Below are 18,131 nucleotides of genomic sequence, written 5' to 3'. Positions count from 1 at the left end.
CCTTACCTTACAATTCATCAAGTCCACCCTACACCTTCTCTAGTCTACCTGTAATACCCTTTTTATTCCCACAATTTGTTACAGAATTAAAAAAGAGCTGAGTATGTTCAGCTCCTCAAACCCAATTATTTTAAATCTGTTTCTTCTAATGTAAAGTTGTTGTCTTCCGCAAACTTCTCTAATTCACTCTGACTTTTTTCGCTCATTTTTTCTGCTTCCTCAAGCATTGTATACGACTTTTCATCTAATTCTACATCTTGTTCTTCGATTGCAGTTAAACTTAATTTCATTGCTTCTGCTCTAGTCTTTATATTTTTAACAAAAAGATCTTGTGATTTCTTTAAATCGTCTAATTCATTCAAGCTTATTCCTTCAGCTTCTTTTGCCAATGCTTCATAATCGGCAATTGTGGTCTCTAGTTCTACTTTCGCAGTAGGGTCTTGTAACATTTTTTCAAAGTCAGTTTCCACTTGTTTAGATAATTCCATATCTTTTTTTATAAGTTTATTGCGATCGTCCAAATACGTATTAAAATCTTCTTCGATCAACATGTTACAACCGCCTAAAACGATTACACTTATAGCTACTACCGATACCAATAACTTTTTCATATTTTCTTTTCACCTCATGGATAATTTTGGAGTCTATTTTTTGATACCCTTTATCCACAAGTGTTTAAACCAAAGTTTTACATTTTTATAAAACTTTGGTCATATGTTAATCGTTTGATAACTGATAATAGCCCTATCCAAAAATTCTAAGACTTTGTTGCTAACAGGATATAAATTCAATGATTGTGAGGAAGTTTCTGATTTTCTAGCGGTCCAGAATTTTTCCTCTAACTCGGTGTCTCCCTGAAACATTTCATGCGATAAGAGTAATACATCTGAAGCGATCAAATGACCTTCGTCGGACGATGGTACCCTGTTGTTTTGCAGACAGATCTCTATTCGTTTTATGATGTTCACCCATTTTGCTGTACTTGCATCCTCAAGCTTAGGTAGCGAGGTTTGAAGCATCTGTCTCTCATGGTCAGAGAAGAACGTTTCCCTGGTTTGATTTCTCTCAGCAATCTTTGTATCTTCATTTGCTTGAACAAGGGAAAGGATATGCTCCCAATCCAACTTTCCCTGAAGCTCTAGGATATGTAGAAGTGCATTTATTTTTTCAGACGCTGATTGAAGCTGATTCAGCTGGGTCTGTACATCTTTCTTCTGAGCTAAAAGAATATCTTTTATCGTTACTTCACCAATTATTTTTTTAATTTCTGTTAAAGGTAGAGACAAAGATTTCAAAAGTGAAATCTTTTCTAATAGTTGCAGATCTTCTTTCGTATACATTCTTGTTCCACTCTCACTCTTTATACTCGGTAATAGCAGACCGATTTGGTCATAGTATCTAATAGTCCTTACGGAAACGCCGTATTGCTTTGAAACCTCTCCAGTTGAAAATAAGTTCATTATTTTTTCTCCTTTTTCTCTTGCAGGTTACGTAACGTCACCGCTTACAATTAACATATTATAACAAGTTAATCAGGAGGAACAGTACGATGAACGTTACTACAGAGAGAAAATGGAACATTCTTGAACTTATACTATTATTAAATCTTTGTTTAGTTGGTGTACCCATTCTTTTGGAGAACATCCTATACGATCAGTTGATACATTCGTTGGATAACACTTTATACGCGGGGACGTTAACTGGTTTTTGCATGGCGATCGTATTTACGATAGCTGTTTATTGGATCGCTCTAAAACCAAATCATTTAGGGTGGACAGCCGTTGGTCTTAATCCACTTAGAAAAAAAATGTGGAAGACGATCTTGCTATGGACCATCCTTCTCATTCTCATAAGTATAGCCCTTGTCGTAGTAATGGATATGCTTTCAGTAGGTACAAATAATGCTAAAACAGACAGTCTAAAATCTGATCTTACACCCTTTACATTCGTGATAGGCTTTTTATCAGCAGCAGTTGTTTCCCCTATTTATGAAGAGATTTTTTACCGGGGTTTTTTGTATACGTGGTTCAGAAGATGGGGTATTAGAAAAGCAATGATTTTCAGCTCGTTCATTTTCATGATCGTTCATATCCCGACGTATAATACACTACCTGTAAACTTTGCTTCAGGCCTGGTCTTTTGCTGGGTGTATGAGAAGACAGGCTCTATTATTCCAGCGATTATCATTCATGGTATTGTTAATGGAATTGGAATCTCATTGTCTGTTCTAGCGTGATATTCTAAAATCAAACAAAAAAAGCGAAGATTCCCTAAGATCTTCGCTTTCTTCATGTATGGCTTCTTTTATTTTGGATTCAACGACGTTAATTCAAATTCAGGCTTGCGTTTCTCTTGTTCTGCTAAAGATTGTTCTTTAAGCACGTATCGTGATACTGGCATATCTAAAGGCTTTATCGTTTGCTGGTTATGATTGGTCATAGTAAGCATAACTCATCCCTCCTTACCAGGTTTTAACTTCTATTTACCCTGGATGTTATATCAAGAAACCTTTTTCTACAAAAATAGTGCGACAGTCCTCATTATTTGTCTAAAACATGACTATAGGAGTAGAATACATACTATGAAAAGCATCGGGCTATGCAACCCGATTGTGAAAGGATGAATCATCTTGAAATTTGGAGTTATTGGAACGAATTGGATCACAGAGAGCTTTATTAATGCTGCAAGGGAAGTAAATGGTTTTACACTGAATGCTGTCTATTCACGTACAGAAGAAAAAGCAAAAGAATTTGCTGAGAAGCATGGTGCGATACATACGTTTACTGATTTAGAAATGATGGCTGCTAGTAATGAGATTGACGCGGTATATATTGCTAGCCCAAACTCATTTCACGCTGAGTATGCGATCACGCTCATGAACCATGGCAAGCATGTACTCTGTGAAAAGCCTTTGGCATCGAATGCAAAAGAAGTTGAAAAAATGATAGCTGTTGCCAAGGAAAACAAGGTATTGCTTATGGAAGCCATGCGTTCAACCGTGATGCCGAACTTTAGAAGCATTCAAGAGAACCTTCATAAGATCGGTAAAATTCGCCGTTATTTTGCGAACTCCTGTCAGTACTCATCTCGTTATGATAAATATAAGGAAGGCACGATCCTTAACGCTTTTAAACCGGAGTTTTCAAATGGATCATTGATGGATATCGGAATTTATTGTTTGTACCCGATGGTCGTTCTTTTTGGAGAGCCTCGCGAGGTTAAAGCAAACGCCTACCTGCTCGAATCTGGCGTAGACGGTGAAGGAAGTATTCTTTTAAACTATGGTGAGAGTGAATCAGTTGTAATGTACTCTAAGATCTCTAACTCTTACGTCCCATCAGAAATCCAAGGTGAAAACGGAAGTATTCTGATCGATCATATACAGGATATGACAAACATCGAGATTCGATATCGAGATGGTCGTACAGAGAACATCACAGTTGAACAAGATAAACCGAAGATGTATTACGAAGCGAAAGAGTTTATCGATCTGTTCGAACGTGGGGAACTTGAGTCTAAAGTGAATTCACATGCAAATTCACTAACTGTGATGAAGATTATGGACGAAGCCCGCAAGCAAGTGGGGTTGACGTATCCAGCAGATTATAATAACGATAAATAGATGAGAACATTAGGGTGGAAGAAACACCATTTGGATACACTTTACGCAGATCCGTACAGTTTTGATCGTATTCTACTTTAGAATCTGGTGAAAGCTATAAATATTTGTTTCTTCCGGATATAAATCCCTTTTTGTTGTACTGTTCACGCCAATTGCCCCAAACTCGAATTAAGCCCGGATCAAATAGATCCGAGCTTTTTTTGATTTAGTTCTTCTTCTCCAACAAACGATATTTGTAATACTTCATAAACCCAACAAAAATTAATATAGACCCAATGATATTTGTAATAACTCGAATGCTGTGGATCAAGACAAACTCTTTTGCGGTTTCTTTTAAGAACGCTACTGAATGAACGTCTGTTCCTTCGATAAACATAATTTCATTACGTGGCCATTCAAATACAATTGAAATCGCACCTTCAATCACGATCATCATCATGCTCCAAAAAATCCATTTTCTTGCCGGTTTTACTTTCCATCCTAAGATTAAAGCCAGGATTCCTGTTGAGATACTTGCCATACCAATCGGAGGAAAATACGTGTGCGGGCTTGCGACTTCCATAAATTCCATAGCCGTTTCAAGTGATTTTGGTACATTATAAAAGATATTAGGATATAACAAAAACGTATTTACGAGCATACTTCCTAACATGATCCACTGCACCCATAGATGAGATAATATCGATACAAACGTAATGTTTTTCTTCATGAATGATAACCCCTTTTGGTAAATGTTTTGTGTTCAACCTTCTTACTGGAGTTATCATAAACAGGAAAACTAAAGTTTTTATTAGCTAATTCTTAAGAATTTCTTAAATCCATCCATAAAGAAATGCATCCTTAGCTGCACAAATACTATCATCTTGAACTTGTTTCTACGTCGAAAATCATCGCACAAACAAGGTATCGATGAAGGGTCAAGAATACCTTCATTTCTACATGCCATTTCTGAATCGGTATCCCACTCCCCAAACGGTCTCGATATATTGTGGCTTGGCTGGATTTCCTTCGATTTTCTCTCTTAGCTTTCTTATGTGAACCGTTACCGTCGACGTATCTCCCATCGATTCAAGTCCCCATATTTGGTCAAATAGGTGCTCTTTACTAAAGACGATGTTTGGGTTGGTCACAAGGAATTTTAGCAGGTCGAATTCTTTTACAGCTAATTTTTTCTCAATCCCATAAATAAGAACCTGTCGGGAATTCAAATGGATTTCTAGACCTTTTATTATAATAATGTCCTGTTTCTCATCAAGTTTGGTGAGACGCTTGTAACGTGAGATGTGGGCTTTCACCCTGGCTACCAATTCATTGGTGTTAAAGGGCTTAACGATATAGTCATCTGCTCCACGGTCAAAGCCACGCATTTTATCAATATCGGTTTTTCTTGCGGTTACCATTAAGATCGGAATCTCCAATTTTTCACGTAACTGGGTGCAAAGTTCGAAACCATCTACACCTGGCAGCATGAGATCAAGTAAGATCAGATCATAAGAACCTTCAAGAGCCATTCTTAATCCTTCATCACCTGTTTCGGCAATGTCGCTCTCGATTCCGTTGAATTTCAGGTAATCCTGTTCCAGCTTCGCGATGCTCGTTTCGTCTTCAATGATTAATACGTTTGGCATTGCTGTTCCCTTCTTTTCGCTTTTTTAAAGTAAAATAGATAGAAGTACCTTTTCCTTCTTCGCTTTCAGCCCAAATATCTCCACCATGTCCTTCAACAAGTTTCTTCACAATAGCCAGTCCTAAACCACTTCCACCCGTTGCTTTGTTCCGAGATGGATCTGAGCGGTAAAAGCTTTCAAAAATGCGAGGCAAATATTCTTTAGGTATCCCTTTACCATTATCCTCAATTTTCACAAGTACAGTATCGGATTCATACTGAAGGTAAACTGAAATCTTTCTCTCTTTTTTGTCACTATACTTCAAGCTATTTTGTAAAATATTATCAATGATTCTACCTAAACTTAGCCGATCAGCCATGACCGAATTGTTCTCACTCGTCTCTGATTGAAACGTGAACTCTACATCTTTAAAGTAAGGGTCGTATTGAAGTTCCTGAAGATAATCTGCTAAAAAGTTATCTAATGAAACCGGTTCAAATTGAAATGAAAATTGTTCAAAATCTAATTTTGAATATAGAAAAAGCTCATTAATGAGGTGATCCATATCCTCCGCTTTTTGATAAGCGGTCTTTAAGTACATTTGTTTCGTCTCTGGGTTATCTGGGATTCCATCTAATACACCATTTATGTAACCTTTTATTGATGTGAGCGGTGTTTTCAAATCATGTGAGATACTCGCAACAAATTCTTTTCGGTTATTCTCGTAAAGGTCTCTTTCCTCTCTTGCTTTTTTCAGCTGAAGTCTCATACTCTCAAACGTTTCAGATAGTTTTCCCAGCTCATCTTTATTTACGGATACAATCTCATGATCTAAATTTCCATTGCTTATTTCTTCTGCCGCTTTTGTAAGAATACGAATCGGCTTAAGTATCGTTTTTGAAACCATATAGGTAAGGATTCCGTTCGTTAGGATCAGAATAAATAGAAGTCCAATGAACCTTAAGCTCATAAACCATTGTGAGTCCTTTTTAACAGGTGTGCCATTCATCCCCGAAAAGATAAGGGTTGCGATTACAAGTTCAAGCAATAGAAATAACACGATCGGAAAAACGATCATAGCAACATTTGAGGCGATAAGGCGTTTCTTTATAGACATGACTTCCTCCTGTTGAACACTAAACGTACAGTCCAAATAATTTGAAGAATCACTCCTATTATATAACCAAAATATACAAAATCATTAGTGATTCAAAAAACATTAGAGTTTTTGAATAGAAATATTGTCAATCCGAAATCAAACCACGTGTAAAATATACAGTTTCCTTTTATACTATGATAGACATGAACCAAATGGAGGGATTTACGATGTTGCACATTGAAATGTGGACAGACTTTGCTTGACCATTCTGCTATATTGGCAAAAAGCGTCTGGAGGACGCTATTAAAAAGATTAATCATCCTGTTGAAGTAACGTATCGCTGCTTTGAACTGGATCCAACGATGGAACGTGACGTTAACGAAAACATCTATGAAAAACTATCTAAAAAATATGGCATGAGTATAGATGCTGCTAAAGCAAACACGCAAAACGTGATACAAATGGCGAAGGAATCTGGACTAGAGTATCACATGGATACGATGATCTTAACCAATACCTTTGATGCTCACCGTTTGACGATGCTTGCTAAAAAGGAAGGTAAGATGCAGGAGATGACAGAACGCATTTTATACGCCTTTTTTACAGAATCCAAACATATAGGGGATCATGAAACTTTAGCAGACCTTGCAGAAGATGTTGGTTTAAATAGAGAAGCTGTCATACAGATGCTTTCAAGCGATGAGATGGCTGATGAGGTTAGAGCTGATGAAGAAACAGCAAAAGCTTATGGAGTAACAGGTGTACCCTTCTATCTCATCGACAAAAAATATGCGCTAACTGGTGCACAGCCGACTGATGTTTTTGTACAAGCGTTGAACAAAATAATAGCTGAAAACAAAATCACTTTTCTAAACAATGAAGATGGAATGAGCTGTGACGATGATGGCTGTGAAATTCCTAAGAAATAACGGAACAGATCGTATATAGAAAAACGCAGAGGGATTAGCATCCTCTGCGTTTTTTATCATTAAACGATTTTTTATATAAACCTAGTTAAATATTCTCCAAATATTTTGTTCATCACTTTAGGCGTGTTTTCTATGTAAACATTAATCTGTTCCTTGTTTGATTCGAATTTATTAAAGTTTCTCTCATCTGTTGGAAAATCAGATATTCCTTTGATTATAATACATTCAACATCATTCTTTTTGCAGATAAATGCAATTGCACTCGCTTCTGTATCGGCGATTGTTATTTGATTTTCTTTCAGTTCTAAATAGTCCTTCCACATAACGACTGCTTTATCAGCTGTGCCAATTGTTCCCGTGTTAAAATCATTTCCGTATTTCGATAAATCAATATCAACGATGAAGGATTGCTTAATAAAAGGCTCGACTTCTTTTACTGTACAATCATATTGAACGGCTTTATCGGGTATGAAGATTTTCAAATTACTAAACGCATCATCTATTCCCGCACATGTTCCAACTACGATTACCTTTGTTAAGTTGAATTTTGAAATCATATACTGATTAGCACCAACACCATTTACTTTTCTTACACCTGTACTATAAAAAACAAGTTCAGAATTATTAATTGTTCTCATGAAATACTCTCCATAAGGATATTCGGAGCGTTCATTCTCTTTTATTCTGAAATATTCTAAGGTCGCTTCATATTCCCACTTTGTTGCTATACTTATTCCTATCATCAAAAATATCCCCTAAAACGCTTAATATTACAAAGTCTTTTACATATGAACCAAAATAAAGATCTATACGCTTCTCTCGACCTTCAATTCAAAATTAGGTTTTGTCACATATTCCTTATAGATTACTTTTCCTGCATTGTTTAAATAATCACTATAGCGAGTCAGATAGGCTTCTCCTGTTAACATGCCTAACACATCTTCTTTTGGCACCCAACGGCTATCTGTCGTTTCATCTGATACCGCTAGTTCTCCGCCGATCGGCTTACATACAAAATCAAACATAACTTTCGTTGGCACGTTCGTGACTCCATCATGCCACTTATATTGAGCTGTGTTCGAGTATACTCCAGATAAATGTGAAACGGTAATATCAATACCGCTCTCTTCCTTTGTTTCACGAACCAAAGCGTCAATTAAGTTTTCTCCTTCTTCCACCTGACCTCCAGGAAAAACCCAGCCGTTATGTATCGTTTTTACTAATAATACATTTCCTTTTCCATCTTCTACATAACCTGCTACTGCTACAATATGAGTTGGCATTATCATCTTTAAAACCTCCGATTGAATAGGTTAATATATCCTACTCCATCATAAGCTGAATTAGAAGATATTCCCATGATCGTTTGGTGATAGGTTGATGATAGATTCACTACTTTCTAAGGCTTATTTATACTTGCTCAAAGCTTCATGTAAAAATTCTTTTTGGTAGCCGCTTTTCTCATGGATCATGTTCACCCAATGTTCGATAGAATCTGTTTGACCATCTTTATGTAAACCTTCACTCGTACTTAAAAAGCTCTCCCAATTAAAGAACTCCCAGTGCGCAGTCTCATTCTTATAAGGCACTCTGCATTCAAAGAGAGGTTTTGGATAAACGTGATTCTGCGAGTACTCTGCTCCTTGTAAGAAGACATTCCTCTCAATCGGAGTTAAATCAAATAATTGGTTTGAGATCTTGCCATTCGGTCTATGATAAAGGATTTCGATATGATTTTGATCCCTTGTTTGAATCTGGATTTCAGCCGCAGGAAAGAATCCCCTTAACTTTTCATTCGAATAATCTTCATTATTGGTTTCAACGAGGATGGGTTGCAGCCACTGATCTCCTAAATCACACAGATACCGATTACCCTTTTCATCTAACGCCACAACAGCAACATGTGCTTCATCTGAATGAAACTTAGAGCCGATTGGAAAGGCTGTTATTCCATCATTTTTGAATTCGTCCAACAACCAGAGTGCAAGATCAAAACAGTTTCCTGTATTTCCAAATTGCATTCTATGTTCTTTCATCAACGAGACGTCTCTTTGTTTCTTCGTCGTACCTTTATGGAAGTACCAAGCCTTCGTTAAGGTTTCCATAGGAAAAGAATCGAACTTCTTCCACGTTTTAAGAATAGGATGTGATGAATACACCTAAAATCCCCCCTAACACTCATACTATATATTTACAGTTAAGTATATCATCGTCTAACTTTTTAAGGAGGATATGAGATGGAAAGCGTAATTATTGTCAGTGAACTTTTCTTATTAACCTCATTTGGCCTTATTCTCTTTCTAATAAAATGCACTTCTAAAAATGTAATTTCTACTATACTTCTCTATTTAATCAGTGCATTACCACTTATTATTGCAGGTTTGAATACTCCTCAAAGCAACCTTAGCACACCTTTAGCGCTCGGACTTTCGTTGATTTACACATGGCTTGTCGTAGGGATTTCTATGCTTTTCTGCATCGTACTATTGTTGAAAACAAAATGAGAGACATAATAAAAAGAGCTCCGACTTTTTTCGAAGCTCTTATCATTTATAGCCTTGTTGTTCTATAGCTTCCCAACACACGTACATCATGTCCGAATGCTTCTAGAATCGTAATAGCTTTGTTCATTTTCTCTTCATGAAGACCATTTTGAGCTTCTACAAAAAAATGATAAGTCCCCAGCTGCTTTTTCGTGGGTCTTGATTCAATCCACGTTAAGTTGATAGATAGCGCTGTAAATACGTTCAAGATGGATGAAAGGACACCAGAATAATCTGATGTTGGCGAAATCAACAACATCGTTTTTGAGTTCTTGGGGTGAATTTCGGCATCCTCTTTGCTGATCACAACAAAACGAGTATGATTATTGCTGTTGTCTTGAATTCCACTTTTGACGATTTCGAGATCAAAGACCTCTGCAGCATATTTGGATGCAATGGCAGCAACATCTTTTCTTTCTTGTTTGTTAACAGCTTGTGCAGCTGCTGATGTGCTGTCGTAATGCTTACTTTTCACTTTCGCTTCTCGAATAAAGTCTCGACACTGAGCGAGAGCAGGTACGATTGACCATACTTCCCGTATCTTTTCTAAATGAGCTCCCTTTAATGCAAGAAGGTGCAAAGAGACTGGGAAAATAATTTCCGCTTCCACAAAGAGATCATGTCTCAACAATCCGTCAGCCGTAATATTGATCGTACCTTCAATTGAATTTTCGATCGGAACAATTCCTTTATCTGCTATACCCTCTTCTACGGCTTCAAGTACATCAACAATAGAATCACATTTATGCCATTCATTTTCGTGATCTGCAAAATAACGAAAGGCAGCTTCTTCTGAGAAACTTCCCTGTGGACCTAAGTATGCAACTTTCATGACTGTGATAACGCCTGCCTTTAGTTTTTCATATCAGTATACAACGATTAAGGATTTACACCAACCTTTTTTCACTGAAAGGTTTGACTTATTTGACTTCAACAACGATACTGCCAAATCTTTCACCACCAAAATACGTGTCTAGTCGATAAATTCCAGACTTGCTGAATTTCATATTTACTGGAATAGAATGAATGGATCCGACTTCTTCTATAGGACTCAAAGGACTGTCTTTTTGAAATTTGTATGACCAAACCATTCCCGAATTTTGAACAAGAACTCTTTCATGTTCCCCACTGTCCTTGTTCGTAGCCATTATCTTAAAGTCACCTCTTGTTAATATTTCTATTTCATTATGACTTCCAAAGAAATGCCATAGAAACTTATCTGTTTTCCCAGCTATGAATGGCGGACCAGCTATTCCGATTTTATCTTTTTTTCCTACTAAGACTTCAAAGGTAGGTGTTGCAAATTCGGTTGAAAGTTTCCAATTTTCATCACTTCCCTGAAGGAGTTTACCGTCATTATAGATCTTAAATGAATAAGCTAACTCAGCTGCCGTATCTCCATTAAAAAAAGGTGTGTAAAAGTAAACATGATAATTCAACTTACTATGTGGTGACTTAAAGTAATAATGGTGAATCTGTACAACATCCATCGTTTTTTGATGATCTAGATTATATGTTCCTGAGTACCCAAACCCCTCTAAATCTTGGCTAACAAATGGATTTTGAGTTTGAATACTTTTCATTTTTTCATCTTCTGTTAACGGCTCAATCCCACCAACTTTTTTTCCGTCAGCCATAAAGAACACAGACCCATCTTTGTTTCTTTTCATAATAAAATCATCACTGTTCTTCATTTTAAAAGATTCATCCCCATGCAAGAATATCCCGGACCCTGTGGTATATTTGCCAGTATTTTCGTTAGTTTGATTCATTGCAAAGTAACTTCCACTTACCAGAAATAGAAGCAGAACGATCATGCTTAAGAGTGGTTTATAAAAACGAAAAATAAAAGTTGATGATGTATTTTCAGAAGACAACTGGTTTAACTCGTTTTCTATAGATTGTAGCTGATTGCTATTCATCTTATATGATTTAAAATTTTTAAGTTCCATGATAACTTCTTCATCGGTTAATCGCGTCAATATAATCACTCCACTTTTCAGACGTAAGCTTTTTCTTTAAAGATTGAACTGAGCGATAATAAGTAAGGTTCACTTTGTCTATTTTCCATTTCAAAATGTGAGACGTTTCTTCAGGGGTAAAATCTAAAATACCCCTTAAAATGACGACATCTCTATAGGAAGCCTTCAACTCAGTAATCGCTTCATATAACTCCTTTTTTCGTTCGTCCTCCAACACCCAGTCGTGAGGAAGTTTACTTTTTTCAGAAAAAATACTTTTTAGTTGATTCACAAGAGCATATTGTCGTTTTGTTTTCCGAATGTGATCAATCGCAATATTCCTTGCAATAGAAATAAGCCATGTTTTCGGATCAGCACGTTGTTCAAATTGATCGATATATTTAAAACCTTTAACAAATGCTTCTTGAACCATATCTTCAACATCTTTTGTGCCTAAATAATAAATGAGAAAGTTATAAATATCATTGTGATACAAAGTAAACCACTGTTTAACTCGTTCTTCCTTTTTCATCGCTTCACTCCCTCTTCTAGAGCCTCTCATGTATTAGACGTTTAATTAGGAAACTCCTTTCACTAAGACAGAACATTTTCAATGCAACGTTCAAATTTTTATTTTTTGTACTGTTGTACAAGCCATTTTCACCGAGAACCATATATTGAAAGGGAGGGGAGGTGATTACTTGGCTAAATTTCTTGATTTAAGAACAAGTCAAAATGCAAGTTATTCTAACTCGATTGCCCAACCGATTACTGTAGCAGGTGCTCCACAATTATTTGGAAGAATTGGTCTAGGTACTGTTGGTGCTGGTCCCAATATCAGAGTTCTCTTACAAGGTGCCGTTTCATTACAGCTTCCTCTACTTCCCGCTGTTACAACCATTACGATTCAAGTCGTAAGAGGTACAAGCCCTAACTCTCCTCTAGTTTATTCCGCGAGTGAAAATATGGACCTAAACATCTTAGGGCCACAAACTTTTGCATTTAACGCTCTTGACTTTAACCCTCCTGCAGATATTCAACAAACATATTCAGCTTATATTTCAGTAAGTTTAGTGGGCGTTGTCCGTGTAGGACCTGAAAGCTTCTCAGGGGTTGCGGTAAGCGATTAACGATATAGAAACAACCTTCTTTGCGAAGGTTGTTTTTTTACAAGAATTATTGAAACAAAGAGGTGACCAAATGAGATTACAGGACATAAAGAAATCTTACACTGCCGTAATCACTCTTGGCAGTGAATACGGTCCTGGTATGCATCTTAGAAGACATTCGTTAAGACAAACTGCATTTCCTTTAGATTGGGTCTGTTCTCACTCTTTAGCTAGGATCAATGAGCTTATGAGAACCAAATTTAAAAGATACATGAAGTTTAGAAATATGCAAAAGATTCATTCTTATAAACCTGATTTTGTGTTAGATGATCAAGGAGTTACAACAGGTTCTCATTCCCACTTCATCAACGATCTTAAATATAACGTTATATCTGTACATGACTTCCCTATCGTTCCAGGACAACACTGGATCCTAAACTATCTAAGCTTTAAACGTACCATCAAGCAACGAGTGCAGAAGATGTACGAGTGGTTTAGAAAGAGCTCTTCCCTATTATTTATTAGATGGTCGGCTATTGATATTGATGAAGATCAACTGAAAAAAGAAACCGCTGAATTAGAGATGGTATTATCTAATTGTGTAAAGGTAATTTCACCATTCTAATGATTTATCCTACTGATAAGGTAGAGCAACTAACAGAAGTGGACTGGGGCATGAATCATGTATGTGTTATTTATATGCCCGTACAAACAGACCCCATTACAGATAATGATACTTGGGATCGCTTATTAAATGGCATCTCAATCAAAGATTAATCAAATATTACGGGTGCACAACTATATTCTTAAACGATCCTCCAACACTTGAAAATGTTTTTCTTAATATTTTTATAAAATGTAAAAAAAGTTTACAGCAGAAGGTTTCTTAGTGAATCATCCTGTGCTACGCTCTTATTAGGATAATATAACTAGATTAGGATGTTTTAAAAGATGTGTGATGAACAAATCGCGATAAAAATCATTAAAAAATTAGGCCTCTTATTTGAAGAATATAAATGCTGTAAATGTGAAAAGCACAAGAAAAAGTTAGTACGTGATATTCAGCTTTTGGGTGAAAAACTAGAAGAAATTTAAGACTGTTCAACAAGCGAAGCTCAACATTTATACATGTTTAGTTCTTGTCTTTTAAAATCAAAAAGCCGTCCAGATCATCTGGACGGCTTTTTGGTGTTACTCGTTTGTTTCACTTTTAGGTTTTTCTTCTTCTTTAATATTGTAATCGTACTTAGAAGGATCAACTGGCTTGAACCCTTTAACTTTATGGAATCGTAATAAGTCTCCATAAACTGTTCGGTCAGATAGGTCCAACTTCGTCTCTGCTTCTTTTTCGAGAGCTTTAATTGCTTTTGTTTCTTTTACAGGCTCCCCGGTTTTCGAGTCGTAATATTTACCATCAATTCCTGTAACAGTAGGTGAAATAAAATCACCATTACGCAACGGAAGGACTTGGTCATGATTCTTAGATAAAAGATCCGTACCGAATTGAATGTACTCTTTTGTATCCATTCCTAACAAATGCATAAGCGTTGGACGAATATCGATCTGACCTCCAACTTTATCAATGGTTCCACCCTTTAATCCTGGTGCATGAATAAACAATGGTACCTTTTGAAGTTGTGTGTTCTCAAAAGGTGTGATTTCTTTTCCGAGTACTTTTGCCATTGATTTATTACGCGTTTCAGCGATTCCATAATGGTCACCATACATAACGACCATCGTATTATCGTATAGTCCAGCCTCTTTTAAGTCAGTAAAGAACTGTTGAAGAGCTTCGTCCATATATCTTGCCGTTTGGAAATAACGGTCTACCGTTCCATCTCCTGTTGTATGAGGCTCGATTGTAGCTTCCTCTTCTGTAATTGGATAAGGGAAATGGTTTGATAGTGTAATGAACTTAGAGTAGAACGGTTGTTTTAACGATCTCAGCATCGGCATAGATTCTTCAAAGAACGGTTTATCTTTTAGACCATAATTTTCTACATCTTCTTCGTTCATATCATAATGTTCTGCATCAAAGAACTTTTGATATCCAAAGCGCTTATAGATCACATCTCGATTCCAGAACGACTTGTAGTTACCATGGAATACAGCAGTCGAATAGCCTTGTTGTTCCATAATGGCTGGTGCCGCTTGATAAGTGTTCTCGCCTTTTGTAGTAAACGCTGTTCCTTGTGGCAATCCATATAGCGAGTTCTCGATCATAAACTCAGCATCAGCTGTTTTACCTTGTGATGTTTGATGATAAAAATTGTTAAAATACAACGTGTTTTTATCTTGTGTTAACGAGTTTAAGAAAGGTGTTACTTCTTGTCCGTTCAATTTGTAGTTAATGGCAAAATTTTGAAGCGACTCTAAGTGAAGATAGATGACGTTCATGCCTTTTGCTTTTCCGAAATATTCCGGATTTGGTTCAGCATAATTAGCTTTCACATAGTTCTCCACTTCTGTTACATCATCTGTATCTGCAAGTGCCCGCTGAGCAGATGATTTCGAACTTAATACCGCATCATAGAGCGTGTAGTTATACATTCCCAAATATTTCACAATATAGTTTCGGTCAAACGTTCTAGTCAACAGTTGCGGACGATCCATTTCAGCTAACAACAAGTTTGCAGATAATGCAATAACTGCAGCTAGACCAACCGTTAAGATACTTTTACGTTTTACTCTGATTGGTTCTGGATTAATTTTCTTTGTTAAAACTAATACTAACAGTACAACGATATCTAAAAAGAACAGTATGTCATACGGATTGAAAAGTGCTCCAATACTGTTTCCGATCGTTCCAGCATTTTTTGTCTGTGTTAAAGTTGGCAGCGTGATAAAATCTGTGAAAAAACGGTAATAAAGCATATTTGCAAATAACATTAAGGTCATTGCCGTATTGATGATAATCATCCAAACGTATGATTTTCTACCCTTCGCAAATAAGGCTAAGCCTAAGAACAAGAGTGCTGAGCCAATAGGGTTAATAAACAAAATAAATTCTTGAAACCAACCTTGGACTCCTAAGTTAAATTCAATTTTATAAGCGGCATAAGATTTTATCCATACTAAAGCGACCGTAAGAAGGAAAAATCCCATATGTTTGTTCAGTATGTTTTTTTGGTAAATCATTCTCTCTCACCTCTAAATTTCAGTAACCAATCTATCATTCTAGTTTATTTTCACTGTTTTTTCAATATCATTTCACAAAACAATATAAAAAACAGTACACCTTATTAACTAAAAAGTCAACGGAACATACCTTCCTCTATTCCTATGGGATATTTTAGAAATCATAAAAAGCTACCCTTTCAGAGCAGCTTTTTATTTATATGTTCTCCATTTATTTTTATGTGATCATGTCCCACAAAATGTTCGATAAGGTCCTTCTGTTTCGGGTGGTAATGTAGTGTATTCTTCTTGTTTCTTTGAGTATTCGTACGGTAATGATAATACATTGTGAAGTTTTTCTAGAACGCTGAAATCACCGTTTTCAGCTGTTTCTATAGCCTCTTCCACCCTATGATTTCTTGGAATGACAGCTGGATTGCTGTTTCGCATCAACTGCATAGATTCTTCTTTCGACTCTGACTGTCTTGCTTTTCTTTCTTCCCATTTATTAAACCACGTCTTAAAGTCCTCAGCTTCAAAAAGTGCAGAGCACTCATTTTCACCTAATGTTAAAGAACGAAATGTATTTGTATAGTCAGCTTTGTAGGTAGTCATGAGTGAAAGTAATTCTTCTATAAGAGTCTGATCTTCTTTCTCTTCATTATATAGTCCAAGCTTTGATCGCATTCCTCTAAAATAGTTAGCATGATACAGATCAGAGAATCCATATAAAACTTCTTGTGCCAATTCAACTGCCTTTTCTTGTTCATCGTGTAAGAGAGGCAATAATGTTTCAGCAAATCGGGCTAGATTCCAACCGGCAATTCGGGGCTGGTTAGCGTATGCATAACGGCCCTCTCTATCAATTGAACTGAAAACAGTCAGTGGATCATATTTGTCCATGAATGCACATGGGCCATAATCGATAGTTTCTCCGCTGATTGTCATGTTGTCGGTGTTCATAACGCCGTGGATGAAACCAACGAGCTGCCACTTCGAAATTAAATACGCTTGTTGTTCGATCACTTTTTTGAGGAGATTCAAATATTGATTTTCATCACTTTCCACTTCAGGATAATGACGCTTTATACTATAATCTGCTAACTCTTTCAATTCTTCGAGTGATCCCCATCTTGAAGCAAACTCAAACGTACCTACTCGTAGATGGCTTGCTGCTACCCGCGTCATGATAGCACCTGGAAGAGCCGTTTCACGCATGATCGATTCACCTGTCGTTACAACTGCCAGACTTCGAGTCGTTGGAATTCCTAAAGCGTGCATCGCTTCACTCACAATATATTCACGAAGCATCGGACCAAGAGCTGCCCGTCCGTCTCCCCCTCTAGAATAGGGAGTTCTTCCCGAACCTTTTAGCTGGATGTCATAACGTTTTCCATCAGGAGTGATCTGCTCTCCCACCATTATTGCTCGTCCATCACCTAACATATTAAAATAACCAAACTGATGTCCTGCATATGCTTGAGCTAAGGAAGAACCTCCTTCTGGAAGCTTGTTGCCTGCAAAAACGTTTACAGCATCTTCATCTCGAAGAAATTCTGCGTTCAATCCAAGAGACGACGCTACCGATTCATTAAGTACAACTAATTTTGGTGAAGCTACTGGGTTTGGGTCAATGATTGAGAAAAATTTATCTGGTAGTTCAGCATAACTGTTATCAAAATTCCAACCTGTTACTTTCGTCATGAGAAGCACACCTTCTTTTATATGATTAAATCCTTGATTTCTAGTTCCACCTTAACATAATAGTCCTGTCCTTGTTTGTTATCTGTATTTTAATTCATTAGAAATGAATTAATAAAAAAACTCGGAAAAATTCAATCCGAGTTCTTCTAAACGATTTTCATTCCTTAGGCACTTAGTTTTTTCATAATAGCTGATGGATTAGAAGTAAACAAAATATAGTTTTGTTTTTTTGTCTCAATAAAGACCCGATCTGTCGTTCCATACGGCAAACCGATACGGATAGCCTCCTTATCGTCTCCACCATATGTATCATCTAAGCCTACATTAAGAATATCATCGGCAGGAATCTCCACCCTTAATAGCTGCCATCGAATAATAAAGTTGTTATCTATCTTTTTTACACTAACCTCAACCATTGCTCTCCACCCCAATTTTTTTAT

22 protein-coding genes are annotated in these 18,131 nt (G+C 36.7%); 7 read left to right on the top strand and 15 right to left on the bottom strand.

Translation table 11 applies throughout. The features are described 5' to 3' along the window. Nucleotides 1–125: 125 nt before the first annotated feature. Both ACNJYY_RS06590 and ACNJYY_RS06585 read right to left on the bottom strand, forming a co-directional pair. Nucleotides 126–611 (bottom strand): hypothetical protein, encoded by a 486-nt coding sequence (locus tag ACNJYY_RS06590; RefSeq protein WP_416731065.1) that lies wholly within the window; start codon nt 609–611, stop codon nt 126–128. 99 nt (nt 612–710) lie between these two features. Then, on the bottom strand, nt 711–1,460 hold the full coding sequence (locus ACNJYY_RS06585; protein WP_416731064.1) for a MerR family transcriptional regulator: 750 nt from the start codon (nt 1,458–1,460) through the stop codon (nt 711–713). Between the two features lie 89 nt (nt 1,461–1,549). On the opposite strand from ACNJYY_RS06585, the gene ACNJYY_RS06580 reads away from it, so the two are divergent. Beyond that, the gene (locus ACNJYY_RS06580) at nt 1,550–2,236 is read left to right on the top strand and encodes a CPBP family intramembrane glutamic endopeptidase (protein ID WP_416731063.1); all 687 of its coding nucleotides are present in this window, start codon (nt 1,550–1,552) and stop codon (nt 2,234–2,236) included. A 68-nt stretch (nt 2,237–2,304) separates the two neighbouring features. Here the strand turns inward: ACNJYY_RS06580 and ACNJYY_RS06575 are convergent, their stop codons facing one another. Continuing rightward, nucleotides 2,305–2,448, bottom strand: a complete 144-nt coding sequence (locus ACNJYY_RS06575; protein ID WP_416731062.1) for a hypothetical protein — start codon at nt 2,446–2,448, stop codon at nt 2,305–2,307. A gap of 178 nt (nt 2,449–2,626) precedes the next feature. Here ACNJYY_RS06575 and ACNJYY_RS06570 point away from each other — a divergent pair, with 178 nt between their 5' ends. After that, nucleotides 2,627–3,622, top strand: coding sequence for a Gfo/Idh/MocA family protein (locus ACNJYY_RS06570; protein ID WP_416731817.1), 996 nt, complete (start codon nt 2,627–2,629; stop codon nt 3,620–3,622). A gap of 205 nt (nt 3,623–3,827) precedes the next feature. Here ACNJYY_RS06570 and ACNJYY_RS06565 read toward each other — a convergent pair whose 3' ends face one another. From ACNJYY_RS06565 to ACNJYY_RS06555, 3 genes are all read right to left on the bottom strand, one after another. Beyond that, nucleotides 3,828–4,331 (bottom strand): hypothetical protein, encoded by a 504-nt coding sequence (locus tag ACNJYY_RS06565; RefSeq protein ID WP_416731061.1) that lies wholly within the window; start codon nt 4,329–4,331, stop codon nt 3,828–3,830. A gap of 226 nt (nt 4,332–4,557) precedes the next feature. Further along, a complete protein-coding gene (locus ACNJYY_RS06560) occupies nt 4,558–5,250 on the bottom strand; it encodes a response regulator transcription factor (protein ID WP_416731060.1) in 693 nt (230 codons plus the stop codon). Continuing rightward, entirely contained in the window at nt 5,228–6,346 is a 1,119-nt protein-coding gene (locus ACNJYY_RS06555) for a sensor histidine kinase (RefSeq protein ID WP_416731059.1), read from the bottom strand. The genes ACNJYY_RS06560 and ACNJYY_RS06555 overlap by 23 nt, the downstream gene beginning before the upstream one ends. 257 nt (nt 6,347–6,603) lie before the next feature. Here ACNJYY_RS06555 and ACNJYY_RS06550 point away from each other — a divergent pair, with 257 nt between their 5' ends. Next, nucleotides 6,604–7,257 carry a DsbA family oxidoreductase gene (locus ACNJYY_RS06550; RefSeq protein WP_416731816.1) on the top strand — a complete coding sequence of 218 codons (654 nt, stop codon included), beginning with the start codon at nt 6,604–6,606 and terminating at the stop codon, nt 7,255–7,257. A gap of 71 nt (nt 7,258–7,328) precedes the next feature. Here the strand turns inward: ACNJYY_RS06550 and ACNJYY_RS06545 are convergent, their stop codons facing one another. From ACNJYY_RS06545 to ACNJYY_RS06535, 3 genes are all read right to left on the bottom strand, one after another. Then, a complete protein-coding gene (locus ACNJYY_RS06545) occupies nt 7,329–8,000 on the bottom strand; it encodes a permease (protein WP_416731058.1) in 672 nt (223 codons plus the stop codon). Between the two features lie 63 nt (nt 8,001–8,063). Then, nucleotides 8,064–8,546: an NUDIX hydrolase gene (locus ACNJYY_RS06540; protein WP_416731057.1), complete on the bottom strand. Its 483-nt coding sequence runs from the start codon at nt 8,544–8,546 to the stop codon at nt 8,064–8,066. 117 nt (nt 8,547–8,663) lie between these two features. Further along, complete coding sequence (locus tag ACNJYY_RS06535; RefSeq protein ID WP_416731056.1) at nt 8,664–9,416, bottom strand: hypothetical protein; 753 nt, start codon at nt 9,414–9,416, stop codon at nt 8,664–8,666. Between the two features lie 78 nt (nt 9,417–9,494). Here ACNJYY_RS06535 and ACNJYY_RS06530 point away from each other — a divergent pair, with 78 nt between their 5' ends. Continuing rightward, nucleotides 9,495–9,761 carry a hypothetical protein gene (locus ACNJYY_RS06530; RefSeq protein WP_416731055.1) on the top strand — a complete coding sequence of 89 codons (267 nt, stop codon included), beginning with the start codon at nt 9,495–9,497 and terminating at the stop codon, nt 9,759–9,761. Between the two features lie 46 nt (nt 9,762–9,807). Here ACNJYY_RS06530 and pheA read toward each other — a convergent pair whose 3' ends face one another. From pheA to ACNJYY_RS06515, 3 genes are all read right to left on the bottom strand, one after another. Then, a complete protein-coding gene (pheA, locus tag ACNJYY_RS06525; RefSeq protein WP_416731054.1) occupies nt 9,808–10,632 on the bottom strand; it encodes a prephenate dehydratase in 825 nt (274 codons plus the stop codon). A gap of 88 nt (nt 10,633–10,720) precedes the next feature. After that, entirely contained in the window at nt 10,721–11,782 is a 1,062-nt protein-coding gene (locus ACNJYY_RS06520; RefSeq protein WP_416731053.1) for a hypothetical protein, read from the bottom strand. Then, nucleotides 11,763–12,293: an RNA polymerase sigma factor gene (locus ACNJYY_RS06515; protein ID WP_416731052.1), complete on the bottom strand. Its 531-nt coding sequence runs from the start codon at nt 12,291–12,293 to the stop codon at nt 11,763–11,765. Before ACNJYY_RS06515 ends, ACNJYY_RS06520 begins: the two co-directional genes overlap by 20 nt. A gap of 169 nt (nt 12,294–12,462) precedes the next feature. On the opposite strand from ACNJYY_RS06515, the gene ACNJYY_RS06510 reads away from it, so the two are divergent. The 3 genes from ACNJYY_RS06510 (at nt 12,463) to ACNJYY_RS06500 (ending at nt 13,965) form a co-directional block, all read left to right on the top strand. Beyond that, nucleotides 12,463–12,891 carry a hypothetical protein gene (locus ACNJYY_RS06510; RefSeq protein ID WP_137790116.1) on the top strand — a complete coding sequence of 143 codons (429 nt, stop codon included), beginning with the start codon at nt 12,463–12,465 and terminating at the stop codon, nt 12,889–12,891. A gap of 70 nt (nt 12,892–12,961) precedes the next feature. Beyond that, on the top strand, nt 12,962–13,495 hold the full coding sequence (locus ACNJYY_RS06505) for a DUF1796 family putative cysteine peptidase (RefSeq protein ID WP_416731051.1): 534 nt from the start codon (nt 12,962–12,964) through the stop codon (nt 13,493–13,495). Between the two features lie 326 nt (nt 13,496–13,821). Then, the gene (locus ACNJYY_RS06500) at nt 13,822–13,965 is read left to right on the top strand and encodes a hypothetical protein (RefSeq protein ID WP_416731050.1); all 144 of its coding nucleotides are present in this window, start codon (nt 13,822–13,824) and stop codon (nt 13,963–13,965) included. Between the two features lie 96 nt (nt 13,966–14,061). Here ACNJYY_RS06500 and ACNJYY_RS06495 read toward each other — a convergent pair whose 3' ends face one another. The 3 genes from ACNJYY_RS06495 to ACNJYY_RS06485 all read right to left on the bottom strand — a co-directional run bounded on the left by ACNJYY_RS06495 (nt 14,062) and on the right by ACNJYY_RS06485 (nt 18,107). Further along, nucleotides 14,062–16,008, bottom strand: a complete 1,947-nt coding sequence (locus ACNJYY_RS06495; protein ID WP_416731049.1) for an LTA synthase family protein — start codon at nt 16,006–16,008, stop codon at nt 14,062–14,064. Nucleotides 16,009–16,233: 225 nt separating this feature from the next. Then, on the bottom strand, nt 16,234–17,691 hold the full coding sequence (locus tag ACNJYY_RS06490) for a protein adenylyltransferase SelO (protein ID WP_416731048.1): 1,458 nt from the start codon (nt 17,689–17,691) through the stop codon (nt 16,234–16,236). A 164-nt stretch (nt 17,692–17,855) separates the two neighbouring features. After that, nucleotides 17,856–18,107, bottom strand: a complete 252-nt coding sequence (locus tag ACNJYY_RS06485; RefSeq protein ID WP_416731047.1) for a hypothetical protein — start codon at nt 18,105–18,107, stop codon at nt 17,856–17,858. Between the last annotated feature and the right edge of the window lie 24 nt (nt 18,108–18,131).

Origin of the sequence: Fictibacillus tiangongensis (assembly GCF_048083785.1) — a bacterium.
Taxonomy (GTDB): domain Bacteria; phylum Bacillota; class Bacilli; order Bacillales; family Fictibacillaceae; genus Fictibacillus.
This window is presented reverse-complemented; position numbering and strand designations above follow the sequence as displayed.